Source organism: Lentzea chajnantorensis (assembly GCF_054300775.1).
This window is the reverse complement of record NZ_JBSDZT010000002.1, coordinates 3,587,604-3,611,221: the sequence shown is the minus strand read 5'-3', so window position 1 is coordinate 3,611,221 and position 23,618 is coordinate 3,587,604. Positions and strand designations below refer to the sequence as shown.

Sequence of the window (23,618 nt, the reverse complement as noted above, 5' to 3'; positions counted from 1 at the left end):
AGCGGCGGCCCACCATCGGGATGATCACCGCTGGCCCGCTGATCGAGCTCGCGGGCGAGCAGTGGCGCGGTGTCAGCGAGGGTGCGCAGCGGCTCGGGTGCGACCTGGTGTGCTTCGTGGGCACCGAGCTCGGCCACCCGGACCCGCACAAGCGCCAGGCCAACTCCGTGTACGAGCTCGTGTCACCGGACCGGGTCGACGCGCTCGTCGTGTGGACCACGCGCGTGGGGCAGCTCATCGGCTCCGAGGGCATGCAGGAGTTCGTGAAGCGGTACGCGCCGACGCCGATCGTGAGTGTGGAGACCTCCCTCGCGCAGTGGCCGGCCATCTTGATGGACAACCGCAAAGGCATGGAACAGGCCGTCGACCACCTCATCGAGGTGCACGGCCGCAGGCGCATCGCGTTCGTGCGCGGGCCGCGGTCGCACGCCGGGGCGCAGGAGCGGTACCAGGGGTACGCGGACTCGTTGCGCAAGCACGGGATTCCGCTCGACCCGCGGCTGGTGACGGTGCCCGGTTCGTTCGTCTGGGAGCCGAGCACCGCTGCGGACGCGGTGCGCGCCGTGCTCGCGTCGGTGGACCGGCCGCCGGACGCGGTCGCCGCCGCCAACGACGACTACGCGATCGGTGTCGTGTCCGCGCTGGAGGCCCTGGGGTTCCGCATCCCGGAGGACATCGCGGTCGTCGGCTACGACAACCACACCAACGTCCGCACCCACGACCTCGGGTACGCCACGACGTCCGGTTCCGGTCACCAGGTCCGGGTGCACCGCAAGGTCGACATCGACGCGGCGATGCCCGCGTTCACCACGGTCCGCGCCCCCTTCCACCAGATGGGGGTCCGGGCGGCGGAGCTGGCGCTGGCGCTGGCGCGCAAGCGGCCCACGCCGCCGGTGCAGACGATGCGCACCGAGCTGGTGGTGCGCCGGTCGTGCGGCTGCCTGCCCACCGGGCTGGGCGAGCACGCGCCCGCGCACGGCCGGCTGAACCTCGCCGAGTCGGCGAGCGCGCACACCGTGGCCGGGCACCTGCGGTCCTCGCTCGGCCCGTCGGCGGAGGCGCTGCCGGAGGGCTGGGCCGAACAGCTCGTCGTCGAGCTGATGGCCGCCGGACGCGGGGAGGTCGAGGGGGCGGAGTTCCTCAAGCTGCTCGCCGAGTACATCCGGGCGAGCGCGCGCGCCGGGTGTTCGCCGGAGAGCTGGTGGGCGCCGCTGTTCGACCTCTACCGGTTCGTCACCGCACGGGTCACCGACGCCGCCGTGTTCCAGGAGCTGTGGTTGCGCGTGCAGCTGCTGGTGGGCGACGCGTTCCGCACAGACGCGAAGTTCGCGTACCTGTCGCACGAGCGCCACGACCAGACGGTGCGCGAAGCCGGGCAACGGCTCATCGCGTCGAGGACGGTCAGCGAGCTCACCGACGCGCTGGTCGAGGAGCTGCCGCGGCTGGGCATCCCCGGTTGCCACGTCATGGCGTACGAGGCGCCCGGCATCGCCCGTGTGCTCGTCCGCTACGAGCGGGGCGCGGTGCGGACCGCTCCGGCCAGGCCGTTCCCCGCCATCGCGCTGACGCCGTACCCGTTCCGCCGCGATGAGCCGTTCAGCGCGCTGGTCGCCCCGCTCCACGCCGACGACGAGCAGCTCGGGTACGTGATCTTCGAGGAGGGCCCGGAGCAGGGCTGGATCTACGAGGCCGTGCAGCAGCAGCTCAGCAGCGCCCTGCGCGGCATCCGGCTGATGCAGGAGCTGAAGGACGCGCGCGCCCGGCTCGAGGAACGCGTCGGCGAGACCGAGGCGCAGCTGCGGCACGCGCAGAAGATGGAGGCCATCGGCCGGTTGACCGGTGGCATCGCGCACGACTTCAACAACATCCTGACCGTGGTGAACGGCAACAGCGAGATGCTGTTGCGGCGCACCCTGCCTGACGACCCGCGGCGCGCGGCGATCGAGGACATCCGCCACGCCGGTGAGCGGGCGGCGAACCTGACCCGGCAGCTGCTCGCGTTCACCCGCCAGCAGGTGCTGCACCCCGAGTCGCTCGACCTCAGGGAGAACCTCACGAAGGTCGGCTCGATGCTGCGCACGCTCGTGGGCGAGGGGATCGAGCTGGAGCTCGACCTGCCCGGCGGCGTCTCGCGGGTGTGGGCGGACGCGGGCCAGATCGAGCAGATCCTGTTCAACCTCGCGGTGAACTCGCGCGACGCGATGCCCCAGGGCGGCACGCTGACCGTGCAGATCGGCGACGCCACGCTCGGGCCCGGTGACACCGGCCGGATCGTGGGCGTGCGGCCGGGCGCGTACGTGGTGATGCGGGTGCGCGACACCGGTGCGGGCATGGACAAGTCCGTGCTGGCGCAGGTGTTCGAGCCGTACTTCACGACGAAACCGGTCGGCAAGGGCACCGGGCTGGGACTGTCCACGGTGTTCGGCATCGTGCAGCAGAGCGGCGGCCAGATCGAGGTCATCAGCGCCCCCGGCAAAGGCACGACCATCGAGGTGTACCTACCGGTGCCGCACGAGAGAGAGGGCACGCCCACGGCGCCGTTCACGCGTCGTGTCACCACCCAGCTGGGCGCGGGCACGGTGCTGCTGGTGGAGGACGACGCCCAGGTGCGGGCCATGACCCGCCGTTCGCTGGAGGCCGCCGGGTACGTGGTGGTCGAAGCGGGTGACGGCCAGGAGGCGCTGCAGCTCGCGACCGAGCACCGCAGCACGATCGACCTGGTGCTCACCGACGTCGTCATGCCGAAGATGGGCGGACCGGAGCTCGTGGCGCTGCTGCGGTCGGCGGGGGCGGCGCCGGCCGTGATCTACATGTCCGGCTACACCACCGACGAGCCGATGACCTCCGAGGTGCTGATCAGCAAGCCGTACGTGGAGTCGGAGCTGCTGGAGGCGGTCCGCCAGATCCTCGATCAGGACGTCTGAGCGCGCTGGGCGACCGCGAGCCGCACGGTCTCGTCGAGCGCTTCGATCCGGAATGGTTTCTGCAGGTAGCCCGCCACGGCGTGGCCCGCGAACCGGTGTTCCAGGACCGTGCGGTCGTGGCCGCTGGTCAGCACGACGGGCACGGACAGCCCCTCGCGCTCCAGCTCGGCCAGCACCTCGCCGCCGGACAGGCCGGGCATGCTGTGGTCGAGCAGCATCGCGCTGATCTCCGCGTGGCGCGCGCGCAGGACCGCGATCGCCTCCGCGCCGTCCGCCGCCTGCAGGACGCGGTAGCCCAGCTCCTCGAGCAGGCTGACGGTGTACCTCCGCACGGGGTCCTCGTCCTCGACCACGAGCACCAGACCGGCTTGCTGCATGCGCGTCATTATGCCGGAAACCATTCGTGTCCTCAGCACCAGGTGCGCGACTATCACCGAGAATTGTCCACCTGCTGCCCCACCGGTGTGACCACGGCCGTTCGGGCTACATCGTCGGATGTGTTTCTGCGCTAGCCTCCGTGCACCGCTGCCGCTCCACGCTGAGAAAGAGGCTCCAGGAAAGGCGACCTCCATGCGCAAAGCGACGGCAGCAGCCTGTCTGGCCGTGCTGTTCACATTGTCGTCCACGCCCGCGCAAGCCGCTGTGACTCCTGCGGAGCGGGTGACGATCGACGTGGTCACGATCAACGGGTCCGGGTGCGAACAGGGCACCGCGGACGTGGTCGTGGCGCCGGACAACACGTCGTTCTGGGTGCTCTACAGCGACTACCTGGCCCAGGCGGGCAAGGGCGCGGGCGCCACCGACTTCAGGAAGAACTGCCAGCTCAACCTGCAGATCAACATTCCGCAGGGCTTCACCTACGGCATCGCGGAAGCCACCTACGGCGGTTTCGCGCACCTCGAACGGGGCGCGACGGGCCACCAGTGGGTGAACTACTACTTCCAGGGCCAGCCGGCCGGCACCGTGAAGAAGCACTCGTTCACCGGGCCGGTCGACGACAACTGGCGGGTCACCCACCGCACCGAGTTCGCGGACATCGTCTACGCGCCGTGCGGTGAGAAGCGCAATCTCAACGTCAACAGCTCGTTGCGCGTCGACAAAGGTTCCGCCGACCCGAATGCGAACAGTTTCATGACGATGGACTACTCGCGGGGCGAGGTGCGCACGTTGTTCCAGTTCTCGTGGAAGCGCTGCGACTGAACCTGACGATTTTCTGACAATTCGCCGCCGGTCCGCCTCGCGAGCTGCGCCGGAAAGGTGTCCCGTGCTCAACGCGGTTGCCGCCGCCACGTCGGTTCTCGTGGAAGCGCTGCCCGCGGGCGGCTGACCTCCCCCGGAGCTACCGCACACGCCCCGTGCGTGTGCGGTAGCACATTAGTGGGGACAGCGGCGTACCGATCCGCGAGCGGGGCCGTCCTTAACTCGTGACGGAGCAGGTCGGGGTGAAGGGGCAGCCATGCCAACCGCCGCATACGCGCAGTACGGTGAGGATCGCACCGCTCACAGGGGAGGTCGGATCCTGACCACGACGCTGCTTCCGGCCCGGCGGTCGACGGCGACCGGGGCCGGGTCGCTCTGGCCGCTGACCGGTGGCGTCCGGCAGGTCGCGGCCGACCTGGGGCTCGTGCTCGTCGGGGTGCTCGACGTGTGGCTCGGCATGTCGTGGCTGGCCGACGAGCACCCGCCGGCCTACTCGCTGTGGCTGTCCTGGATCGCGGCCGCGGTGCTGCTGCTGCGCCGCCGGTTCCCGTTCGTGGTGGCGCTGCTGACCATCCCCGGTTTCTTCTTCGGCTGGGCGCAGATGGCCGCGATGATCGCCCTGTACGCGGTCGCGCGCCGGTACGTGTGGGGCTGGCAGACGCTGGCCGCGGGCGTGCTGGTGTGGCTCAGCCGCTCGGCGCTGTGGCCGCCGGAGGACTTCCTCAAGTTCCCCTGGTACGCCCACCTGCACTCGGCGATCCGCGGCGTGATGATCGCGGGCCTGCCGATCGCGCTGGCCCTGCTCGCCCACGCCCGCCAGCAGCTCGCCGACCGCATCGCCGAGCTCGCCGAGTCCCGTGAACGCGAACGGGTCCTGAACGCGCACGCCGTCCGTGCCGACGAACGCGCGCGCTTGGCCCGTGAGATGCACGACGTCGTGTCGCACCAGGTCAGCTTGATCGCCATGCAGGCGGGCGCGCTGCGGATGGCCGTGGCGAACGCCGAGCACAAGCAGGTGGCCGCGACGATCCGCACGTTGTCGACCAGGACCCTGGACGAGCTGCGCCAGCTCGTGTCCGTGCTGCGCACCGCCGACGGCGACGACGTGACCCAGCCCGGTGTCGGTGAGCTGCCCGAGCTCGCCGCCGACGCCGGTTTCGAGGTGGAGCTGCAGGTCAACGGGCCGGTGAACGATGTGGCGGCCCCGGTGTCCGGCGCGGTCTACCGGACCGTGCAGGAGGCGCTGACCAACGTCCGCAAGCACGCACCCGGTGCCACGGCGCAGGTGGTGGTGGACGCGGGCGACGAGGCCGTGCGCGTGGAGGTGCGCAACGCGGCGTCACCCGAGCCCGGCCAGTCGCTGCCCAGCGGCGGTCACGGCCTGGTCGGCCTGCGGGAGCGCGCCACGCTGCTCGGCGGCGAGTTCTCCGCGGGCCCCACCGAGGAGGGCGGCTACCTCGTGACGGCGTCGTTCCCGACCCAGCGCACCGCCGCCGACAACTAGCCGTTTGATGTTGAGGTGGTAGTACTTGCAGACGCCTTGAGAGGCAGGCGCGGGAGATCGCGGAACTGTTCGAGTGCGGTCAGCGCTTGGAGGCCAGCGCCGCGGAGAGGCCGGCTGCCGCGCCCAGCACGCCGCAGGTGATCGCGATCGGCAGCACCGGTTCCCTGTCCAGCAGCACCGACACGAGCAGCCACACCGCGAGCCCCAGGCCGAACCCGAGGGGCACCGACGCGACCACCGCGCCCACCCCGGTCTGCCGGCGCCGCAACGCCCGCAGGTTCGACTCCAGGTACGCCAGCGTGAACAGCAGCAGCAGCGCGGACCCCGTGCCCATGATGCTCAGCCACGGCGTCTGGTTCGACACGAGCAGGAACTCGCGCCCGTCCACCGCCGCCGTGACCGCGCCGCCGACGACCCACCGCGCCGCACCGGGCAGCTCGAACCCCTCCTGTCCACTCACCACGTCCGCGAGCGGGAGACCCGCCAGCGACACCGTCAGCCGCTGCCCCTCGACCGCCACCGGCTCGGACAGGTTCGCCGGGTACGACGGCAGGTCCCGCCCGGACACCGCGAACGGCACCGCCACCAGCGCGATCAACGCAGCCGCGGCCACCAGCCACAGCCACCACGGACGGGCCGCCGGCGTGATCACCTGCGCGGCGGGCACCAGGGTGCCGCTGCCGCTCAGCCGGGCGGCGGGCACCGGGTCGGTGAGCGTGGCGCGGACCGGCTGCTGGGTGATCGAGATCGTGTCGCGCGGCTGGGTGGGCCGCGCGGACGGCCGTGCGGCGGACACCTGTGGCGCCAGGTGCACGGGCATGCCGAGGCGCATCAGCCAGTCCGGGCCGAACAGGTGGCCCGCCGCACCGGCGAGGTCCACGGCGAACGTCTCCGCGTTGCGGTAGCGGGCCGACGGGTCGCGGGCCAGGCTGCGCATGACCACGCCGGCCAGTGGACCGGGAACGTTCGTCAACGGCCGCGGGTCCTGGTGGACCCGCTTCTGGATCATGGCGAGCGCTCCGCCGCCGCGCTCGAACGGCAGGTCGCCGCTCAGCAGCTCGTACAGCACCGTGCCCGTGGCGTAGACGTCCGCGGCGGGTGTGAGCGCGTTGCCCAGCGCCTGCTCCGGCGCGATGTAGGCGGGTGTGCCGAGCACCGCGCCGGCGTGCGTGACGAGCGTGGCGCCCTCGGACACCACCTGCGAGATGCCGAAGTCTGCGACCTTGACCAGGCCGTTCGAGGTGAACAGCAGGTTCTTCGGCTTCACGTCGAGGTGCAGCACCCCGGCCTCGTGCGCGGCGTGCAGCCCGGAGAGCGCCGCCAGCACGATGCCGCAGGACTGCTGCGCGGTGAGACCGGCGGAGGCGAACCGGGACCAGACCGTGCCGCCGTCGAGGCGTTCCATGACGAGCAGGTGCTCGCCGTGCTGCCGGACGTAGTCGTACACGGGCACGATGTGCGGGTGGTCGAGCCGGGCGAGCAGCCGTGCCTCGTGCTCGAACCGCTCGCTCATCCGCGGGTCCTCCGCGACCGCGGCCGGCAACCGCTTGATCGCCACGGGACGGCCGAGCTGCCGGTGCACGCCGCCGTACACGACGCCCATCCCGCCCTCGCCGATCTGCTCGCCGACGGCGTACTGCGGGAGCGCGGCGACCACACTGGACAACGTCACCGGGCAGTCCTCACGGTCTCGGGATCCTCACGGTATCCACTTCGGACAGTTGCTGTTGCTGTTGCTGTTCGCCCGGATGCGGCGTCACGTAGCCGAGGAGCAGTGCCACCGCGGCCGCGCCGACGACGAACGGGATCTCGGCGGAGGGTGACGGTGCCACGAGGCGCAGCACCGACAGCGTGAACACCGCGATCAGCCCGGTCCCGATGCCGGCCGGCAGGAACCGCATCGCCCGCTGCCACCGGTTCGCGGGCAGCCGCCGCCGCGCCAGCGCGATCAGCGCGCCCAGCCACGACAACGCCGTCAGCGCCAGCACGCCCAGCCCGAACGCGCCGTAGACCGACCACAGCGAGCCCCGGATGTCACCGGTGGCGTCGATCGAGGCGAGCACCTCGCGCTGCGGGCCGATCGCCTCCACCGACACCGGCAGCAACCCGATGGCCTGCGCCCCCAGGTCAGCGGGCTCCAGCGGGAACGACCGCGTCTCGGTCTCCCCCGCCGGCACGTCGAACGGAACCGTTGTGTCGTAGGCGAAGAAGGTCAGCGCCAGCACGGACCCGCTGATCCGCACCGTCTTCACGTGCTGCACCGTGTCCGTGTCGTTGCGGACCGTGACCGAGACCCTGGCGGTGCGGTCCGGGTCGAGCACCATGACCGTCGCGCCCACCGGGGTGCTGTCCACTGTGGCTTCGAGCGTCACCGACCCGCCCTGTGCGGACGCGGTTGACGGCAGCAGCATAATTCCGCACCACAGCAGTAAACCTGCACCGGTCGTACGACGTCTCACTAGCGCACCTTCGGTTCTGATCCGGGGAGAGGGAATGCGGTCTTCAGTCTTACTCGCGGCCTTGACGGCCGGTGTTACGGTGCTGGTCGCCACACCGGCAGCCGCCCAGCAGCAGCTGACCGTGTCCGCGAACCCCGGCACCGGACCCGCGGGGTCGAGCGCGACCTTCACCTGGACGGGCTTCTACAGGTGCAAGGGCACGATGCGCATCAACTGGCCGGGCGGAAGCGTACTGGCCACCGCGCCGTGGGTGGCTAACGGTTCGGTCACCGCGACCATCCCGGCCGGCGCCAAGGCCGGTCAGTACGTCTTCACCGCGACCGACGAGTGCAACCGGATGGCCCGCAACACCTTCGTCGTCACCCCGCGGCCGGCCACGACGACGACGCAGCCGCCGGTCACCATCCCCCCGGTGACGAACCCGCCGGCCACCGACCCGCCCGTCACACGCCCGCCGGTCACCACGACCACCACGACCACTCCCCCGGTCACGACGACCACCACCACGACGACGACCACCACACCGTCGTCGTCGGGCACGTCGTCGTCCACCGACCCGTTCGGCTCCTCCGGTGACGGCGTCCTGGTGCTGGACAAGGAGAACATCCAGCCCGGTGAGGACCTGACCGCGACCGGCACCGGCTGTCCGAAGGGCGCCGGCGTGACGCTGAAGTCGCTCGGCCAGGACGTCGGCAAGGCCACCGCCGACGACAACGGCGGCTTCACCGCGCCGGTGCGGTTCACGAACATCGAACCCGGCCGGCACAAGGTGCGCGCCGAGTGCGGCATCACGCTCGTCGGCAACGTCGACGTGACGCTGTCCAGCTCGTCCGGTGGGAGCAGCAGCACGCTCGTGGTGCTGGTGTTCTTCCTGTTGGTCGGTGCCGCGATGCTGCGCCGCCAGTTCTCCGGCCTGCGGCGGTGACCCTCCGGCACCCCCAGGTAGTGCCTGAACACGCGAAAGGCCCCCTCTCCGCAGATGAGGGGGCCTTTCGCGTTGATCGGGAACTCCGTGAGCCCTACGGCTCCTCGCGCTGACGGCGCAGCTTGGCGAGAGCCTCTTCGAGGATCGCCTCACCGTCCGCGTCGGAGCGCCGCTCCTTCACGTACGCGAGGTGCGTCTTGTACGGCTCGTTGCGCGGAGGCGCGGGTGGCGTCTGCTCGTCACGACCTGCCGGCAGGCCGCAGCGCGGGCAGTCCCAGTTCTCCGGAATCTCCGCGTCGACCGCGAAAGACGGCCGGGACTCGTGACCGTTCGCGCACCAGTACGACACCCGACGGCGGGGCGCGGACTCGCCGCGCTCCGACTCACCCATCGGTCCTGCGCCGACGCGGGTACCGCGAATCGCGTTACCACCGGACATCGACCGTTACACCCCCACCAAGTGGTTACCCCAAGCCCCGGAGGGCTTCTGCCGCTGAACGGTTGATCAGCTGCCCGCGCCGGGCAGCTTGATCAGCAGTCCGATGCCCACGATCGCGATGATCCAGACCGCGCCGACGAACAGCGTCAGGCGGTCGAGGTTCTTCTCGACAACGGAGGAACCGGACAGACTCGACTGCATACCGCCGCCGAACAGCGAAGAAAGGCCGCCACCACGGCCGCGGTGCAGAAGCACGAGCAGCACCAGCAGCACGCTGGAGACGATCAACAGGATCTGCAGGAACAGGATCATTTCTTCCTCGCTGTCAGGCAGCCGACGCCATAGAGTACCTGTTCGACTGCCGAACGTGTGCAACCAGTGGGATTAAGGGTTTGTCCAGATCAACCTAGGGTAGAGGCCCGCCGGCAGCCAGAGCGCAGAGCTTGGTGAACTCGTCGGCCTGGAGGCTCGCGCCGCCGACAAGGGCGCCGTCAACGTCCTTCTGCCCGATGCAGCTCACCGATGTTGGACGACTTCACCGAGCCGCCGTAGAGCACGCGGACGACCGCGGCGGTCTCCTCGCCGTAGGACTCCGCCACGAACGAGCGGACCAGCGAGCACACCTCCTGCGCGTCGGCCGAGGACGCGGTCTTGCCGGTGCCGATCGCCCAGACCGGTTCGTAGGCGAACACGATCTTCGCGACCTGCTCGGCGGTGAAGCCCTTGAGACCGGCCTCCAGCTGCCGGCGGACGAGCTCCAGGTGGCCCTTCGCCTCGCGGACGTCGAGCTTCTCGCCGAAGCAGAAGATCGGCGTGACCTCGTGCTTGAGGGCGGCGGCGATCTTGGCGTTGACCAGTGCGTCGGTCTCGCCGTGGTACTCGCGGCGCTCGGAGTGCCCGACCACGACGTAGTGGCAGCCGAGCTTCTTGAGCATCAGGCCCGACACCTCGCCGGTGTAGGCGCCGGAGTCGTGCTGCGAGATGTCCTGCGCGCCGTACTTGAGCAGCAGCTTGTCGCCGTCGACCAGCGTCTGGATGCTGCGGATGTCGACGAACGGCGGGAGGACGGCCACCTCGACCTTGGCGAAGTACTTCTCCGGCAGGGCGAAGGCGATCTTCTGCACGAGGCCGATCGCTTCGAGGTGGTTCAGGTTCATCTTCCAGTTGCCCGCGATGAGCGGGGTGCGCGCTGCCACCTCAGTCCTCCAAGACGCTGATGCCGGGGAGTTCCTTGCCTTCGAGGAACTCCAGGGACGCACCACCACCGGTGGAGATGTGCGAGAACCCGTCCTCGGGCAGACCCAGTGCGCGGACGGCCGCCGCGGAGTCGCCACCGCCGACGACGGTGAACGCTCCGGAGGCCACGAGCGCCTCGGCCACGGCACGGGTGCCGCCGGCGTAGGTCTCGATCTCGAAGACGCCCATCGGGCCGTTCCAGAACACGGTCTTGGCGTCGGCGAGCTTCGACGCGAACAGCTCGCGCGACTTCGGGCCGATGTCGAGGCCCATCCGGTCGGCGGGGATCGAGTCGGTGCCGACGACGTCGTGCTCGGTGCTGCCGAACTCGGCGGTGACCAGCACGTCGACCGGCAGCACGAGCTCGACGCCGCGCTTCTCGGCCTCGGCGAGGAAGCCCTTGACCTGGTCGAGCTGGTCTTCCTGCAGCAGCGACGTGCCGACCTCGTGGCCCTGGGCCTTGAGGAACGTGTACGCCATGCCGCCGCCGATGAGCAGCCGGTCGACCTTGCTCAGCAGGTTCGCGATGACGCCGAGCTTGTCGGAGACCTTCGCGCCGCCGAGGACCACGACGTACGGGCGCTCCAGGTCGTCGGTGAGCTTCTTGAGCACACCCAGCTCGGCCTCGACGAGACCGCCGACGTAGGCGGGGAGCTTCTGCGCGACGTCGTAGACCGAGGCCTGCTTGCGGTGCACGACGCCGAAGCCGTCGGACACGAACGCGTCGGCGAACGCGGCGAGCTCGTCGGCCAGTGCCGCGCGCTCCGCGTCGTCCTTCGAGGTCTCGCGGGCGTCGAAGCGGACGTTCTCCAGCATCACGACGCCACCGTCGGTCAGCGCGCCGACCGCGGCGGTCGCGGACGGGCCGACCAGGTCCTCCGCGAGCACCACCTCGGTGCCGAGCAGCTCACCGAGGCGAGCGGCGGCCGGTGCCAGGGAGAACTTGGGGTCCGGCTCGCCCTTGGGGCGGCCGAGGTGGGCGGTGACGACCACGCGGGCACCGGCATCAACCAGTGCCTTGATCGTCGGCACCGACGCGCGGACGCGGCCGTCGTCGGTGATCTTGTCGCCGTCGAGGGGGACGTTCAGGTCGGCGCGCACGAGCACGCGCCGACCTGCGACACCCTCCGCGAGCAGGTCGCTGAGAGTCTTCACTGACTGTCCGTTCCCGCTGCTCAGATCTTGGAGGCGACGAGCTTGACCAGGTCCGCGAGGCGGTTGGAGTAGCCCCACTCGTTGTCGTACCAGCCGACGACCTTGACCTGGTTGCCGATGACCTTGGTCAGCGGCGCGTCGTAGATGCACGAGTGCGGGTCGGTGACGATGTCGGCCGACACGATCGGGTCCGTCGAGTACTTGAGGATGCCGGCCAGGGGGCCCTCGGCGGCGGCCTTGTACGCGGCGTTGACCTCGTCGACGGTGACCTCGCGCTTGAGCGTGACGGTCAGGTCGGTGGCCGAGCCGGTGGGGATCGGCACGCGCAGCGCGTAGCCGTCGAGCTTGCCCTGCAGCTCCGGCAGCACCAGGCCGATGGCCTTCGCGGCACCCGTGGAGGTCGGCACGATGTTCAGCGCGGCGGCGCGGGCGCGGCGCAGGTCCTTGTGCGGCGCGTCCTGCAGGTTCTGGTCCTGCGTGTACGCGTGGATCGTGGTCATCAGGCCCTGCTCGATGCCGAAGCTGTCGTTGAGGACCTTGGCGAGCGGCGCGAGGCAGTTCGTGGTGCAGGACGCGTTCGAGATGATCGTCTGCGACCCGTCGAGCTTCTCCTCGTTCGCGCCGATGACGACCGTCAGGTCCTCGTTCTTGGCCGGCGCGGAGATGATGACCTTCTTGGCGCCACCCTCGTCGACGTGCGAGCGGGCCTTGGTGGCGTCGGTGAAGAAGCCGGTCGACTCGACCACGACGTCGACGCCGAGGTCCTTCCAGGGCAGCTTGCCCGGCTCGCGCTCGGCGAGGGCCTTGATGACCTTGCCGTCGACGGAGATGCCCTCGTCGGTGACCTGCACGTCGGCGTCCAGGCGACCGAGGATGCTGTCGTACTTCAGCAGGTGGGCCATGGTGGCGACGTCACCGAGGTCGTTGAACGCGACGATCTCGATGTCGTGGCCGCCGGCACGCACCGCGCGGAAGAAGTTTCGGCCGATGCGACCGAACCCGTTGACACCTACACGAACCGTCACGACGGACTCCTTGCGTTCAGCTGGCTAGGAACAAGCCCACCCTATCTGCCGAACTGCGTCGCTGGTCACAGGGATAGTGAGTATCTCTGGATCGAGCCAGAAAAACAGGCTCTGACTAGGCCGTTCGGCCCACGGTCAGACCTCGGCCTCCAGCATCTCCGCCGTGACCGCCGACTCGGTGTCGGGCAGGCCCAGGTCCTTCGCGCGCTTGTCGGCCATCGCCAGCAGACGCCTTATGCGCCCGGCGACGGCGTCCTTCGTCATCTGCGGCTCGGACAGCTGGCCGAGCTCCTCCAGCGACGCCTGCCGGTGCGCCAGCCGGAGCTGGCCCGCGGCGGCGAGGTGGTCGGGGGCCTCCGGGCCGAGGATCTCCAGCGCGCGGGCGACCCGTGCGGCCGCGGCGACCGCGGCGCGGGCCGAACGGCGCAGGTTGGCGTCGTCGAAGTTCGCCAGCCGGTTGGCGGTGGCGCGGACCTCACGGCGCATGCGGCGTTCCTCCCAGGCCAGCACGCTGTCGTGGGCGCCGAGGCGGGTGAGCATGGCGCCGATGGCGTCGCCGTCGCGGATGACCACGCGTTCGGCGCCGCGGACCTCGCGCTGCTTGGAGGCGATGCCCATCCGGCGGGCCGCGCCGACCAGGGCCAGCGCCGCCTCCGGGCCGGGGCAGGTGATCTCCAGGGAGGAGCTGCGGCCGGGTTCGGTCAGCGAGCCGTGCGCCAGGAACGCGCCGCGCCACGCCGCCTCTGCGTCGCACACGCCACCGGACACCACGGGGGCCGGCAGGCCGCGCACGGGCCGGCCGCGCGGGTCGAGCAGACCGGTCTGGCGGGCGAGGCCCTCGCCGTCCTTGACCACGCGGACGACGTAGCGGGTGCCCTTGCGCAGGCCGTTCGACTGGATCGTGAACACCTCGGCGTGGTGGCCGTAGAGCGCCTGGATCTCCTTGAGGAGCCTGCGGGCCGCGGAGCCGAGGTCGAGCTCGGCCTCGACGACCACCCGGCCGGACACGATGTGCAGGCCACCGGCGAACCGCAGCAGGGACGAGACCTCCGCGCGGCGGCAACAGGTCTTGGATACCGCGAGCCTGCTCAGCTCGTCCTTGACCGCCGACGTCATCGCCACGGGTCTGTCCCTCCCACTCCGGTCTCCTCGACCACTTGCCTCAGGCAGCCTGCCAGTGCCTCCGGATCGTGCCGGTCGGCGGCGTCCGGTGCGGCGATCCTGGCCAGGTGCGTTCGCGCACCCAGTGCCGAGGCGGCTCGCGTCAACCGGTCCGGCGTCGGGACCGAGTCGACGTCGGCGATGACCGCGTCCACCTTCAGCTCGGGTGCGTGCTCGCAGACTACGTCCAGATGCCGCTCCGGTGAGAAACCGGCGGTTTCGCCCGGTTGGGGGACGAGGTTGAGCACGAGGACCTTCTTGGCACGCGTCCGCACCAGCGCGTCGTGCAGCTCGGGGACCAGCAGGTGCGGCAACACGCTGGTGAACCACGATCCCGGGCCGAGTAGCACGAGATCGGCGGCAAGTACAGCCTCCACCGCCTGGGGGCAGCCGGCAGGTCGCCCGTTCGGGGCAGTCAGCCGGATGCGCCGCACCAGTCCGGGCGTGGTGGCGATGGCGACCTGCCCGCGAATCCGGCGCACGTCGGTCTCGTCCTCGTCGAGCCCGGTGACGTCGGCCTCGATGTCGAGCGGGTCGTTCGACATGGGCAGCACCCGCCCCCGCACGCCCAGCAGCCGCCCGGCCACGTCGAGCACCGCCACCGGGTCGCCGAGCTGTTCGAGCAGCCCGGCGAGCACCAGGTTGCCGATCGCGTGACCGGCCAGCGCACCCGTGCCACCGAAGCGGTGCTTGAAGAGCGAGGTCCACAGCACGCTGTGCTCGTCCTCCCCCGCCAGCGCCGCCAGCGCCTTGCGCAGGTCACCGGGGGGCAGCAGGTCGGACAGCTCACGCCGCAACCGCCCCGACGAGCCCCCGTCGTCCGCGACGGTCACCACGGCCGTCACGTCCCCGGTCACCCGCCGCAACGCCGACAGCGTCGCGTGCAGCCCGCGCCCGCCGCCCAGAGCAACTGCCTTCAACTCCGTCACTCGCGTCCCAGATCCCTGTGCACAACCTTGACCGCCATGCCGTCCTCACTCGCGAGCCGCGCCGACAGCTCCTCGGACAGGGCGACACTGCGGTGCTTGCCACCCGTGCACCCGATCGCGAGCGTCAGGTACCGCTTGCCCTCACGCCGGTATCCGGCGCCGACCAGCCTGAGCAACTCGTGGTACCGGTCCAGAAATTCCTCGGCCCCCTCCTGCGACAGCACGTAGTTGCGCACCTCGCCGTCCAGTCCCGTCTGCTCGCGCAGCTCCGGAATCCAGAAGGGGTTCGGCAGGAACCGCACGTCCATGACGAGGTCGGCGTCCATCGGCAGCCCGTACTTGTAGCCGAAGCTCAGCACCGTGACCCGCGTCCTGGTGGCGGCCTCCGTGCCGAACGTGTCCTCGATCTTGGCCCGCAGCTGGTGGACGCTGAGCGCTGACGTGTCGAGCACCAGGTCGGCCTCCTGCTTGAGCGGCGTGAGCAGGACCCGCTCCGCCTCGATGCCGTCCTGCAACCGCCCGTCCCCCTGCATCGGGTGACCGCGCCGCACCGCCTCGAACCGCCGGATCAGCACGGCGTCGGTGGCTTCGAGGAAGAGGACGCGGGGCTTGTACCCGCGCGCGTCCAGGTCCTTGATGATCGACGCGAGGTCCTCGGTGAACGCACGGCTGCGCACGTCCATGACGACGGCGACCCTGGTGATCGCCCCTCGCGCCTGCGCGCCGAGCTCGACCATCGTGGCGATGAGCTCCGGGGGCAGGTTGTCCACGACGAACCAGCCGAGGTCCTCCAGGCACTTGGCCGCGGTGCTGCGACCCGCACCGGACAGCCCGGTCACCACGGCGACTTCGATGCCGGACTTCTCCGCGTTCACGACTACGACTCCGTTACCTGTTCATGAGCGGGAGCGTCAGCTTCCGCTTCTCGGTGGGCTGTGCTGTGGGCGGTTCTGGGGTTCGGGCAGTTCTGGGGTTCGGGCAGTTCTGGGGTTCGGGCAGTTCTGGGCGGTTCTGGGGTTGGTGGGCAGCTCTGCGGTTGGGGCAGTTCTGCCGGTTGTGGGCAGCTTTGCGGTTCGGGCAGTTCTGCCGGTTCTGGACAGGTCTGCCAGTTCGGCGCGCCTTCCGTTCTTCCAGCGCGCCGGGTGCAGTCTCCACTGCGAGGCCCTCCGCGCGCGGCAGGTTCGGGCCACGGTGACGCACGCGTCACGGTGAGGGTGCGCGCTTGGCCCACTTGGTTGGGCGCTTCGGGGCTGGTTGTGCTCCCGACTGCGGTGGCCGTCACTCGGACAGGTGAAGCTTGTCCGGATCTGCGCCTGGCGCCGTCTTTCAGATGTCTCAACACCATGGTCGTCTTCGCCGCGCCGAGAAGGAAGGGGGCGGGGGCGGAGTGGTGGGCCGCCGGGCGGGAGCAGTGGCAGTTGGGCGGGAGCAACGGTGGCTGAGCCAGACCGGTGGCTGAGCCGGAGCGGTGGCTGAGCCAGAGCGGTGGCTGAGCCGGAGCGGTGGCTGAGCCAGAGCGGTGGCTGAGCCGGAACGGCGGGCGGGTGCGTGGCGACCGGACGTACGTGGCGGGCCGGTGTGCATGGCAGGTGGGTGTGCATGGCTGGCCGGGCATGCGTGGCAGGCGGGCGTGCGTGGCCAGCCGAGTGTGCGTGACGGGCGGGTGTGTGGCGAGCATCGGGGTCAGCCTGCGATGGGGTGGCTCGACTGGAAGGTCAGGCGGGCGTCCGCGGTGGAGGCGATGCGGTCGAGTTCGTCGTCGAGGGCGAGGAAGACGTCCCAGGGCTCGCGGGCGCTGGCCGTGGCGAGGTGGGTGGTCACCAGTTGTTCGAGGTCTTCGACGCGTTTGGCCTTCCAGGCCTTGTCGGCGAGGCTCACCAGGTGGTCCTCGAAGGTCGTGCCGGGGGCGGTCCAGGAACCGTGGGTGCCGGCGAAGCGGGCCAGGTGGCCCGGCACGCCGTGGCGGAGGAGGAGGGCGTGGCCCGCCGGCTCGTGGGAGGAGCCCGGGGCGGAGAGTTCTGCGGGGTGTTCGACCTTGCCGATGTCGTGGGTGGCGGCGCCGAACAGGACCGCCTCGCGGTCGAACGGCACTTCGGGGTGGTGCTGGGCGACCCAGTCGGACAGTTGGCGGGCCACGTCGTGCACCGCGCGCAGGTGGGCGATCAACCGGGGTGGAGCCTGCAGGGTGATCAGGAGGTCGGCGGCCTGGGCGGGCAACGGGGAGAGCCAGTCGGCTTCGGTCAGGGCGCGGGTCATCGCTGCGGTGAGTGGCGGGGGCGAGGGTGTCGGCAGTCGCGGTGAGGGCGTGGGCGACGGAGACGGGACACGTGACTCGGCCGGGGTACGCGGCGCGGTTGGGGCGGACGACGCGGCCAGGGTGTGCGGACCGGTCAAGGTGCGCGATGTGGCTGGGGCTGGCGATGCGGCTGGAGTGCACGGCACGGCTGGGGCAGCCGACACGGCCGAGGTGCGCGATGTGGCTGGGGCCGGCGACGCGGCCGGGGCGGGCGACGCGGCCGGGATGCGCGGCACGACCGAGGCGCGCGACGCGGCTGGGGTGCGCGGCGCTCCTGGGGTGGACGGCACGACCGGCGTGGATGGCTCCGCGTCGGCGGATGGCTGGGCCGCGGCGGGTGCAGCAGCCGGATCAGGCGGCTGAACTGGTGCGGGTGGCTGCCCCGGAACCGGAGTGCCCGGCGGAGCCGAAGCGGCTGGCGGAACCGGAGCGTCCGGCGGAGTCGGGGTGTGTGAGCAAGCCGCCGGTGTGGGTGGCTGGGGTGGGTCGGTGGGAGCGGGGGTCATGGGGCTGGGTCGGGGTGGGGCGCCGGGGTGGAAGGGGCGGACAGGGCCACGACCACGGCCTCGGCGGTGCGGCGGCCGAAGCCGGGGAGGTCGCTGATTTCGTCCACTGTGGCCTGTTTGAGTTTGCGGACCGAGCCGAAGTGGCGGAGCAGGGCGGCTTTGCGGGTTTCGCCGAGGCCGGGGACGTTGTCGAGCTCGGAGGCGATCATGCGCTTGGAGCGCTTTTGGCGGTGGTAGGCGATGGCGAAGCGGTGGGCCTCGTCGCGGATGCGTTGCAGGAGGTAGAGGGCGTCGCTGGTGCGCGGGAGGATCACCGGGTCGGGTTCGCCGGGGACCCAGACCTCCTCCAGGCGTTTGGCGAGGCCGACCACGGCCACGTCGGTGATGCCGAGCTCGGCGAGGACGTCGGCGGCCGCGGCGGCTTGGGGGGCGGCGCCGTCGACGACCAGGAGGTTGGGCGGGTAGGCGAACTTGCGGGGTTTGCCGGTGTCCGGGTCGATGCCGGGGTTGGGGCCGCCGGAGGCGGTTTCGCGGAGCATGGCCTGGAAGCGGCGGCGGACGACCTCGGCGATGGAGGCGACGTCGCCCTCGGTGGCGGCTTCGCGCAGGGCGAAGCGGCGGTACTCGGACTTGCGGGCCAGGCCGTCCTCGAACACCACCAGCGACGCGACCACGTCGGTGCCCTGGACGTGGCTGATGTCGATGCACTCGATGCGCAGCGGCGCGGTGTCGAGGGCCAGGGCGTCCTGCAGCTCCTGCAACGCGGCCGAGCGCGCGGTGAGGTCGCCGGCGCGGCGGAGCTTGTGCTGGGCGAACGCCTCGGAGGCGTTGCGCGCCACGGTTTCCAGCAGTGCGCGTTTGTCGCCGCGTTGCGGGACGCGCAGGGCGACGCGGGAGCCGCGCTGTTCGGAGAGCAGGTCCTCCAGGGCGGGGGCGTCGTCGGGCAGCACCGGCACGAGGACCTCGCGCGGTGTGCTTTCCGTGTTGTCGCCGTAGAACTGCATGATGAACTGGTCGACGATGGCGCCGTCGTCGACGGCCTCGACCTTGTCGAGCACCCAGCCGCGCTGGCCGCGGACCCGGCCGCCGCGCACGTGGAACACCTGGACGGAGACCTCGAGCTCGTCCTGGGCGAACGCCATCACGTCGGCGTCCGTGCCGTCGCCGAGGACCACGGCCTGCTTCTCCATCGCGCGGCGGAGTGCTCCCAGGTCGTCGCGCAGCCGGGCCGCGCGCTCGAACTCCAGCTCCTCCGACGCCTGCAGCATCTCGCGTTCGAGGCGGCGGACCATGTGGTCGGTCTTGCCGGCCAGGAAGTCGCAGAAGTCGTCGACGATGTCGCGGTGCTCGTCCGCGGACACCTTGCCCACGCACGGCGCGGAGCACTTGTCGATGTACCCGAGCAGGCACGGGCGGCCGATCTGGTTGTGGCGCTTGAACACACCGGCCGAGCAGGTGCGCGCGGGGAACACGCGCAGCAGCAGGTCCAGCGTCTCGCGGATCGCCCACGCGTGGGCGAACGGGCCGAAGTAGCGCACGCCCTTCTTGCGCGGGCCGCGGTAGACGTGCAGCCGCGGGTAGTCCTCGAACAGCGTGACGGCCAGCACCGGGTACGACTTGTCGTCGCGGTACCGGACGTTGAACCGGGGATCGTACTCCTTGATCCAATTGTACTCCAGCTGCAGCGCCTCGACCTCGGTGGTCACGACGGTCCACTCGACCGACGCGGCCGTGGTCACCATCTGCCGCGTGCGCGGGTGCAGCCCGGACAGGTCCGCGAAGTAGGAGTTCAGCCTGCTGCGCAAGCTCTTCGCCTTGCCGACGTACACGACCCGGCCACCGGCGTCGCGGAACCTGTAGACGCCGGGGGCCTCGGGGATCGAGCCCGGAGAAGGGCGGTACGTCGAAGGATCTGCCACGTGACCCAGCCTAACGACGGGGTCTGACAAAAGTGGAAAGGGTCAGGCCAGGACCACCTGGTCGCCGTCGACGCGGACCTGCACGGCGCGCAGGCCGGATGTGGCGGGACCCTTCTTGACCTTGCCGTCCGCGGCGGCGAACTGGCTGCCGTGGGAGGGGCAGGTGATGGTGCCGGCGGACGGTTCCGCGACCATCGAGCCCTGGTGCGGGCAGGTGGCGTCGTAGGCCTTGACCTCGGTGGCCGAGATGCGGGCGACGACGATCTTCTTGCCGCCGGGTGCGTCCACGACGGCGCCGCCGCCCTCGGGCACGTCGGCCAGCGCGACCAGCGCACCTCCCGCCGCACCGGTCGAGCCGGTGGAGCCGGTGGAGCCGGTGGAACCGGTGTTGCCGCTCCCCTGCTGGGTCGGTGCGGTGCCGGACGACGTGCCGGGTGAGCTGCAGGCCACGAGGCCGCTGGGCACGGCGAGGGCAACCGCGATTCCGCACAGGGCAGCCCGCCTGCTGACTGGGCTTTCGGTGGTCACGACCGATCCTCCGTGGTGGGTGGTGTTCGGGGTCACACCACAGCAGTACGCGATCCGGGCGGCGGGAGTTCAGCGACGGGCCGGATGCACAGCAATTCCACAGGTCTCAGGCGAGCAGCAGGTCATCACCGGACAGGGTGATGGCGACCTCGGTCAGGCCGGACGTCGCGGGTCCTCTGCGGACGGCGCCGGTGGCCGGGTCGAAGGTGCTCCCGTGCAGCGGGCAGGTGATCACGCCGGCGGCGGGCGGGTTCACCAGGGAGCCCACGTGGGGGCACGAGGGGTTGAACGCCCGGTACTCACCCGGCCGGGGCTGCACGACGAGGAGCTGGGCGTTGCCGGGCATGTCCACCAGCACGCCGCTGCCCTCGGGCACGGACGACGCGGGGGCGACCCGGTCCCCCGCACGGGCGGTTCCGACACCGCCCGTCTTGCGCGGCGCAGGCTCGCCACACGCACTCAAAGCCGCGACGAGCCCGCACAACAACACTGAACGACGGTCCACGGGTGCCGATTATCGGCGCTGGTCCTCCGCGACGGCCGTCCGGGCCAGGGCGAGCACTGCGGTGAACGGCGGGAACCAGTGCCGCGAGTGCGACGGCGGGTTCGCCCACCGCAGGGAGCCGTACCTGGTCATCGTGGGTGGCAGCGCGATCCGGTGGGGCGAGCGCACGAACTGGACCTCGGCCGGGGCCTTGAGGTGCGTCGGGAGCAACGCGACCAGCTCGGCGAGGAAGATCCAGTGCTCGCGGGGGCCGGGGATGACGGTGACCGGTCCGGCGAGCATGCGCGACTTCAGGTCGGCCAGCACGCGCGACCCGATGCGGGCCGGCATGGCGAGCGCGGTGGTGGCGGGCCCGAGGGGCAGGAACACGCCCTGTTCGGTGACCTGCACCTGCCAGCCGAGCAACCGGTAGCCGGCGACGGCCTCCCCGATCGCCCGGTCGTGTGCCCTGTTCTGTGGGACACCGGCTTTGCCGGTCTCCGCGGTCGTGAGGCTCATCGGCGGTCGTCCTCCCCTTCGGGTGGGTCAGGCACTCGGTCACGGGGATCGACCCGCGACCCGACGATGTGCAGGGTGCTTCGCACTTCGCGTCAGCACCACTCGCCCGGTGCATGGGCTTCATGCAGCGGACGCATGAAGCTCATCCGCCGGGCGGGGGTACCGGGGGTGCGACACGCGTACCCATTACGTCTTATGCATGAGATGGATGGACTGACGATCACGGCTCCGTACACTTGGTAATCGCTCAGTGACGGGAGCGATGCCGATGGATGCCGCGAGACCCAAGTCCAGGCGCGCCTGCCCGTGTGGGGCGTTCATCGCCGCCGACAACACCGACCGGTTGTGCCACCGGTGCCGCCGCAACGCCCGTTCCGGCGTGCACGGCCCTCCCGCGGTCCCCGACGACTTCTGGGACCACCCCTCGGTCGCGGCCGCCTGCACCGACCGCGACATGGGCGCGTTGATCTCCGCGTACCGCCACCACCCGCACCACCTCAGCCGGGTGTCCCAGGACCGCATGGCGGCGTGGCTCGGCATCAGCCAGGCCCAGCTCTCGCGCTACGAGTCGGGTGAGAACCCGATCGACCGCCTCGACCGGTTGCGCCACTTCGCGCTGGTGCTCGGCGTGCCGGGCGAGCGGCTGTGGTTCGACCGGGTCGTCATCCCAGCTCAGGTGGGTTCCCCCGGTTCGGGCCCACCGGATGTGCTCGCCGCCCCGTGGGAGGCGACGAGCATTGCCCGTTCGGTCGAGGAGACGGCGAGGAGCGACTTGGCGATCAGCAGACGAGCGGCGCTCACGGGAGCGGCCGCGGTGACGGTGGGGTCCGCACTGGTCGAGCCGTTGCAGCGCTGGCTGCACCCGTTGCAGAACCTGTCGCGGTGGTCGTCGCACTCGGCGATCAGCGAGGAGGAGCTGGCGGCGTTGCAGCAGGTCGCGGACGGCCTGCGCGGCTGGGGCGGCCGCGGTGGTTTCGGGCTGGCGCGCAAGGCCGTGCTGGGTCAGCTCGACGAGCTGGCCGAACGGCTCCAGCGCGCCCCCGCGGGCCCGTTGACGGAACGGGCGTTCTTCATCGGCGCCGAGCTGTCGAAGGTGGCCGCGAGCATGTCGTTCGACGCGGGCCTGCACAACGCGGCCCAGCGCTACTACGTGCTCGCCATCCGGATGGCGAAGGCCGGTCAGAACGACGGTTTCGCCGCGTTGTGCCTGGCCGCGATGGCCCGGCAGATGTTCGACCTGGGCCGCCCGGAGGACGGTCTGGAGCTCGTGCAGCTCGGCCAGTACGGCACCCGCCGCACCGGCACGCCGACGTTGAAGGCCCTGTTGCTCACGCGCGAGGCCTGGGCCTACGCGCAGCTGGGCAAGGTCCGCGAGTTCCACCAGGCCGTCGGCATGGCGCAGGACAGCTTCGCGCAGCGCGACTCGTCGCACGAGCCGGACTACCTGCACAGCTTCGACGAGGCCGAGCTGGAGGGCGTCATCGGCGCCCGCTGCCGCGACCTCGCGATGCATGACCCCTCTCAGGCCGTGTACGCCGAGCAGCACATTCGGCGTGCGTTGGAGCTGAGGGACCCCTCGAAGGTGCGCAACCGCGCTTTCGACGTGATCGGACTGGCGCGCACCAAGATGGTCGCGGGAGACCCGGAGGCGGCGTGCGGGTTGATCAACGAGGTCCTGCCGACGGCGGCGAAGCTCTCCTCGGGCCGGGTGCTGCGCAAGCTGGAGGACTTCGCGAAGGAGGCGGCACGGCACCGCCACATCCCCGCCGTGCAGGACACGCGCGACGCGATCAGGGCGATTCGGACCGCCTGATGCGCGTCGGTGTCACTGGTCACAGCAACCTGGTCCCCGAGTGCGTCCCGGCCGTCCGCGCCGCGCTGTCGGCGGTCTTAGCCGGCTTGGGCCGGCCGCTGGTCGGCGTCACGTGCCTCGCGCCGGGCGCCGACCAGGTGTTCGCGCGCGCGGTGCTGGACCTGGGCGGGCAGGTGGAGGTGGTGCTCCCGGCGCTCGACTACCGCGACCGGCTCAAACCGCACCAGGTCGCCGAGTACGACGAGCTGCGGTCGGCCGCGACGGTCGTCAGCGTGCTGCCGCACATGACGTCGGGCCGGCTTGCCTACGTCGCCGCGAACGAACGCGTGCTGGCCTCGGTCGAGCTGCTCGTGGCGGTGTGGGACGGGGTGCCGGCGCAGGGCAGGGGCGGCACGGCGGACGTGGTCGAGCAGGCACGGGCGTCCGGGGTGCCAATCGAGGTCGTGTGGCCGCCGGAGGCGCGCAGGAAGTCGTGAGCACGGGGGTGGGCCGTGCCCGGGGTTGCGCTACGCCACCTGAGCGAAGTTCGTCGGCAACCGGACCAACTCGTCGCGCAGCCCTACCCACACCCCGCCCCCGTTGATCACGCTTCCGGG

At 71.0% G+C, this 23,618-nt stretch carries 21 protein-coding genes and 1 pseudogene; 6 read left to right on the top strand and 16 right to left on the bottom strand.

From position 1 onward, the window contains the following. The first annotated feature begins 20 nt into the window (after positions 1–20). Positions 21–2,924, top strand: a complete 2,904-nt coding sequence (locus ACVDFE_RS18495; RefSeq protein ID WP_458431203.1) for a substrate-binding domain-containing protein — start codon at positions 21–23, stop codon at positions 2,922–2,924. On the opposite strand, the gene ACVDFE_RS18490 is transcribed toward ACVDFE_RS18495, so the two are convergent. Beyond that, on the bottom strand, positions 2,912–3,301 hold the full coding sequence (locus ACVDFE_RS18490) for a response regulator (RefSeq protein WP_360400196.1): 390 nt from the start codon (positions 3,299–3,301) through the stop codon (positions 2,912–2,914). The two genes, ACVDFE_RS18495 and ACVDFE_RS18490, sit on opposite strands and share 13 nt — an antisense overlap. Positions 3,302–3,527: 226 nt before the next feature. Between ACVDFE_RS18490 and ACVDFE_RS18485 the strand changes: the two genes are divergently transcribed. Further along, on the top strand, positions 3,528–4,124 hold the full coding sequence (locus ACVDFE_RS18485; RefSeq protein ID WP_360400193.1) for a DUF4360 domain-containing protein: 597 nt from the start codon (positions 3,528–3,530) through the stop codon (positions 4,122–4,124). Between the two features lie 256 nt (positions 4,125–4,380). Further along, positions 4,381–5,628, top strand: a complete 1,248-nt coding sequence (locus ACVDFE_RS18480; protein ID WP_360400190.1) for a sensor histidine kinase — start codon at positions 4,381–4,383, stop codon at positions 5,626–5,628. Between the two features lie 79 nt (positions 5,629–5,707). Here ACVDFE_RS18480 and ACVDFE_RS18475 read toward each other — a convergent pair whose 3' ends face one another. Next, a complete protein-coding gene (locus tag ACVDFE_RS18475; RefSeq protein WP_458431202.1) occupies positions 5,708–7,300 on the bottom strand; it encodes a protein kinase domain-containing protein in 1,593 nt (530 codons plus the stop codon). Between the two features lie 10 nt (positions 7,301–7,310). Then, positions 7,311–8,039, bottom strand: a complete 729-nt coding sequence (locus ACVDFE_RS18470; protein WP_458431201.1) for a hypothetical protein — start codon at positions 8,037–8,039, stop codon at positions 7,311–7,313. A gap of 109 nt (positions 8,040–8,148) precedes the next feature. On the opposite strand from ACVDFE_RS18470, the gene ACVDFE_RS18465 reads away from it, so the two are divergent. Next, positions 8,149–9,012, top strand: coding sequence for a hypothetical protein (locus tag ACVDFE_RS18465; RefSeq protein WP_458431200.1), 864 nt, complete (start codon positions 8,149–8,151; stop codon positions 9,010–9,012). 94 nt (positions 9,013–9,106) lie between these two features. On the opposite strand, the gene ACVDFE_RS18460 is transcribed toward ACVDFE_RS18465, so the two are convergent. From ACVDFE_RS18460 to ACVDFE_RS18400, 13 genes and pseudogenes are all read right to left on the bottom strand, one after another. Next, on the bottom strand, positions 9,107–9,451 hold the full coding sequence (locus tag ACVDFE_RS18460) for an RNA polymerase-binding protein RbpA (protein WP_053738343.1): 345 nt from the start codon (positions 9,449–9,451) through the stop codon (positions 9,107–9,109). A gap of 66 nt (positions 9,452–9,517) precedes the next feature. Continuing rightward, a complete protein-coding gene (gene secG, locus ACVDFE_RS18455; protein WP_030470276.1) occupies positions 9,518–9,763 on the bottom strand; it encodes a preprotein translocase subunit SecG in 246 nt (81 codons plus the stop codon). A gap of 94 nt (positions 9,764–9,857) precedes the next feature. Beyond that, positions 9,858–10,608, bottom strand: a pseudogene (gene tpiA, locus ACVDFE_RS18450) (triose-phosphate isomerase). 40 nt (positions 10,609–10,648) lie between these two features. Next, positions 10,649–11,842, bottom strand: a complete 1,194-nt coding sequence (locus ACVDFE_RS18445; RefSeq protein ID WP_458431199.1) for a phosphoglycerate kinase — start codon at positions 11,840–11,842, stop codon at positions 10,649–10,651. A 20-nt stretch (positions 11,843–11,862) separates the two neighbouring features. Continuing rightward, positions 11,863–12,867 (bottom strand): type I glyceraldehyde-3-phosphate dehydrogenase, encoded by a 1,005-nt coding sequence (gene gap, locus ACVDFE_RS18440; protein ID WP_053738345.1) that lies wholly within the window; start codon positions 12,865–12,867, stop codon positions 11,863–11,865. 135 nt (positions 12,868–13,002) lie between these two features. Continuing rightward, positions 13,003–13,989: a DNA-binding protein WhiA gene (gene whiA / locus ACVDFE_RS18435; RefSeq protein ID WP_360400170.1), complete on the bottom strand. Its 987-nt coding sequence runs from the start codon at positions 13,987–13,989 to the stop codon at positions 13,003–13,005. Beyond that, positions 13,980–14,948, bottom strand: coding sequence for a gluconeogenesis factor YvcK family protein (locus tag ACVDFE_RS18430; RefSeq protein WP_458434354.1), 969 nt, complete (start codon positions 14,946–14,948; stop codon positions 13,980–13,982). Before ACVDFE_RS18430 ends, whiA begins: the two co-directional genes overlap by 10 nt. Positions 14,949–14,953: 5 nt before the next feature. Continuing rightward, positions 14,954–15,811 carry an RNase adapter RapZ gene (rapZ, locus tag ACVDFE_RS18425; protein ID WP_053738354.1) on the bottom strand — a complete coding sequence of 286 codons (858 nt, stop codon included), beginning with the start codon at positions 15,809–15,811 and terminating at the stop codon, positions 14,954–14,956. Between the two features lie 829 nt (positions 15,812–16,640). Continuing rightward, positions 16,641–17,213, bottom strand: coding sequence for a phosphohydrolase (locus ACVDFE_RS18420; protein ID WP_458431198.1), 573 nt, complete (start codon positions 17,211–17,213; stop codon positions 16,641–16,643). A gap of 542 nt (positions 17,214–17,755) precedes the next feature. Beyond that, positions 17,756–19,678, bottom strand: a complete 1,923-nt coding sequence (gene uvrC / locus ACVDFE_RS18415; RefSeq protein WP_360400161.1) for an excinuclease ABC subunit UvrC — start codon at positions 19,676–19,678, stop codon at positions 17,756–17,758. 42 nt (positions 19,679–19,720) lie between these two features. Further along, positions 19,721–20,206 (bottom strand): Rieske (2Fe-2S) protein, encoded by a 486-nt coding sequence (locus ACVDFE_RS18410; protein ID WP_360400158.1) that lies wholly within the window; start codon positions 20,204–20,206, stop codon positions 19,721–19,723. A 106-nt stretch (positions 20,207–20,312) separates the two neighbouring features. After that, the gene (locus tag ACVDFE_RS18405) at positions 20,313–20,711 is read right to left on the bottom strand and encodes a Rieske (2Fe-2S) protein (RefSeq protein WP_458431197.1); all 399 of its coding nucleotides are present in this window, start codon (positions 20,709–20,711) and stop codon (positions 20,313–20,315) included. Positions 20,712–20,720: 9 nt separating this feature from the next. Continuing rightward, a complete protein-coding gene (locus ACVDFE_RS18400) occupies positions 20,721–21,209 on the bottom strand; it encodes a hypothetical protein (RefSeq protein WP_360400152.1) in 489 nt (162 codons plus the stop codon). Between the two features lie 268 nt (positions 21,210–21,477). Between ACVDFE_RS18400 and ACVDFE_RS18395 the strand changes: the two genes are divergently transcribed. Both ACVDFE_RS18395 and ACVDFE_RS18390 read left to right on the top strand, forming a co-directional pair. Further along, on the top strand, positions 21,478–23,022 hold the full coding sequence (locus ACVDFE_RS18395) for a helix-turn-helix domain-containing protein (RefSeq protein WP_360400149.1): 1,545 nt from the start codon (positions 21,478–21,480) through the stop codon (positions 23,020–23,022). Next, complete coding sequence (locus ACVDFE_RS18390; protein ID WP_360400146.1) at positions 23,022–23,498, top strand: hypothetical protein; 477 nt, start codon at positions 23,022–23,024, stop codon at positions 23,496–23,498. Before ACVDFE_RS18395 ends, ACVDFE_RS18390 begins: the two co-directional genes overlap by 1 nt. Positions 23,499–23,618: the final 120 nt, after the last annotated feature.

Coding starts and splice junctions, on each gene's coding strand:
- ACVDFE_RS18470 (WP_458431201.1), bottom strand. CDS start 8,039: ATGCTGCTGCCGTCAACCGCGTCCGCACAGGGCGGGTCGGTGACGCTC.
- secG (WP_030470276.1), bottom strand. CDS start 9,763: ATGATCCTGTTCCTGCAGATCCTGTTGATCGTCTCCAGCGTGCTGCTG.
- ACVDFE_RS18460 (WP_053738343.1), bottom strand. CDS start 9,451: ATGTCCGGTGGTAACGCGATTCGCGGTACCCGCGTCGGCGCAGGACCG.
- ACVDFE_RS18400 (WP_360400152.1), bottom strand. CDS start 21,209: ATGAGCCTCACGACCGCGGAGACCGGCAAAGCCGGTGTCCCACAGAAC.
- ACVDFE_RS18420 (WP_458431198.1), bottom strand. CDS start 17,213: ATGACCCGCGCCCTGACCGAAGCCGACTGGCTCTCCCCGTTGCCCGCC.
- ACVDFE_RS18395 (WP_360400149.1), top strand. CDS start 21,478: ATGGATGCCGCGAGACCCAAGTCCAGGCGCGCCTGCCCGTGTGGGGCG.
- ACVDFE_RS18490 (WP_360400196.1), bottom strand. CDS start 3,301: ATGCAGCAAGCCGGTCTGGTGCTCGTGGTCGAGGACGAGGACCCCGTG.
- ACVDFE_RS18480 (WP_360400190.1), top strand. CDS start 4,381: ATGCCAACCGCCGCATACGCGCAGTACGGTGAGGATCGCACCGCTCAC.
- ACVDFE_RS18390 (WP_360400146.1), top strand. CDS start 23,022: ATGCGCGTCGGTGTCACTGGTCACAGCAACCTGGTCCCCGAGTGCGTC.
- ACVDFE_RS18495 (WP_458431203.1), top strand. CDS start 21: ATGATCACCGCTGGCCCGCTGATCGAGCTCGCGGGCGAGCAGTGGCGC.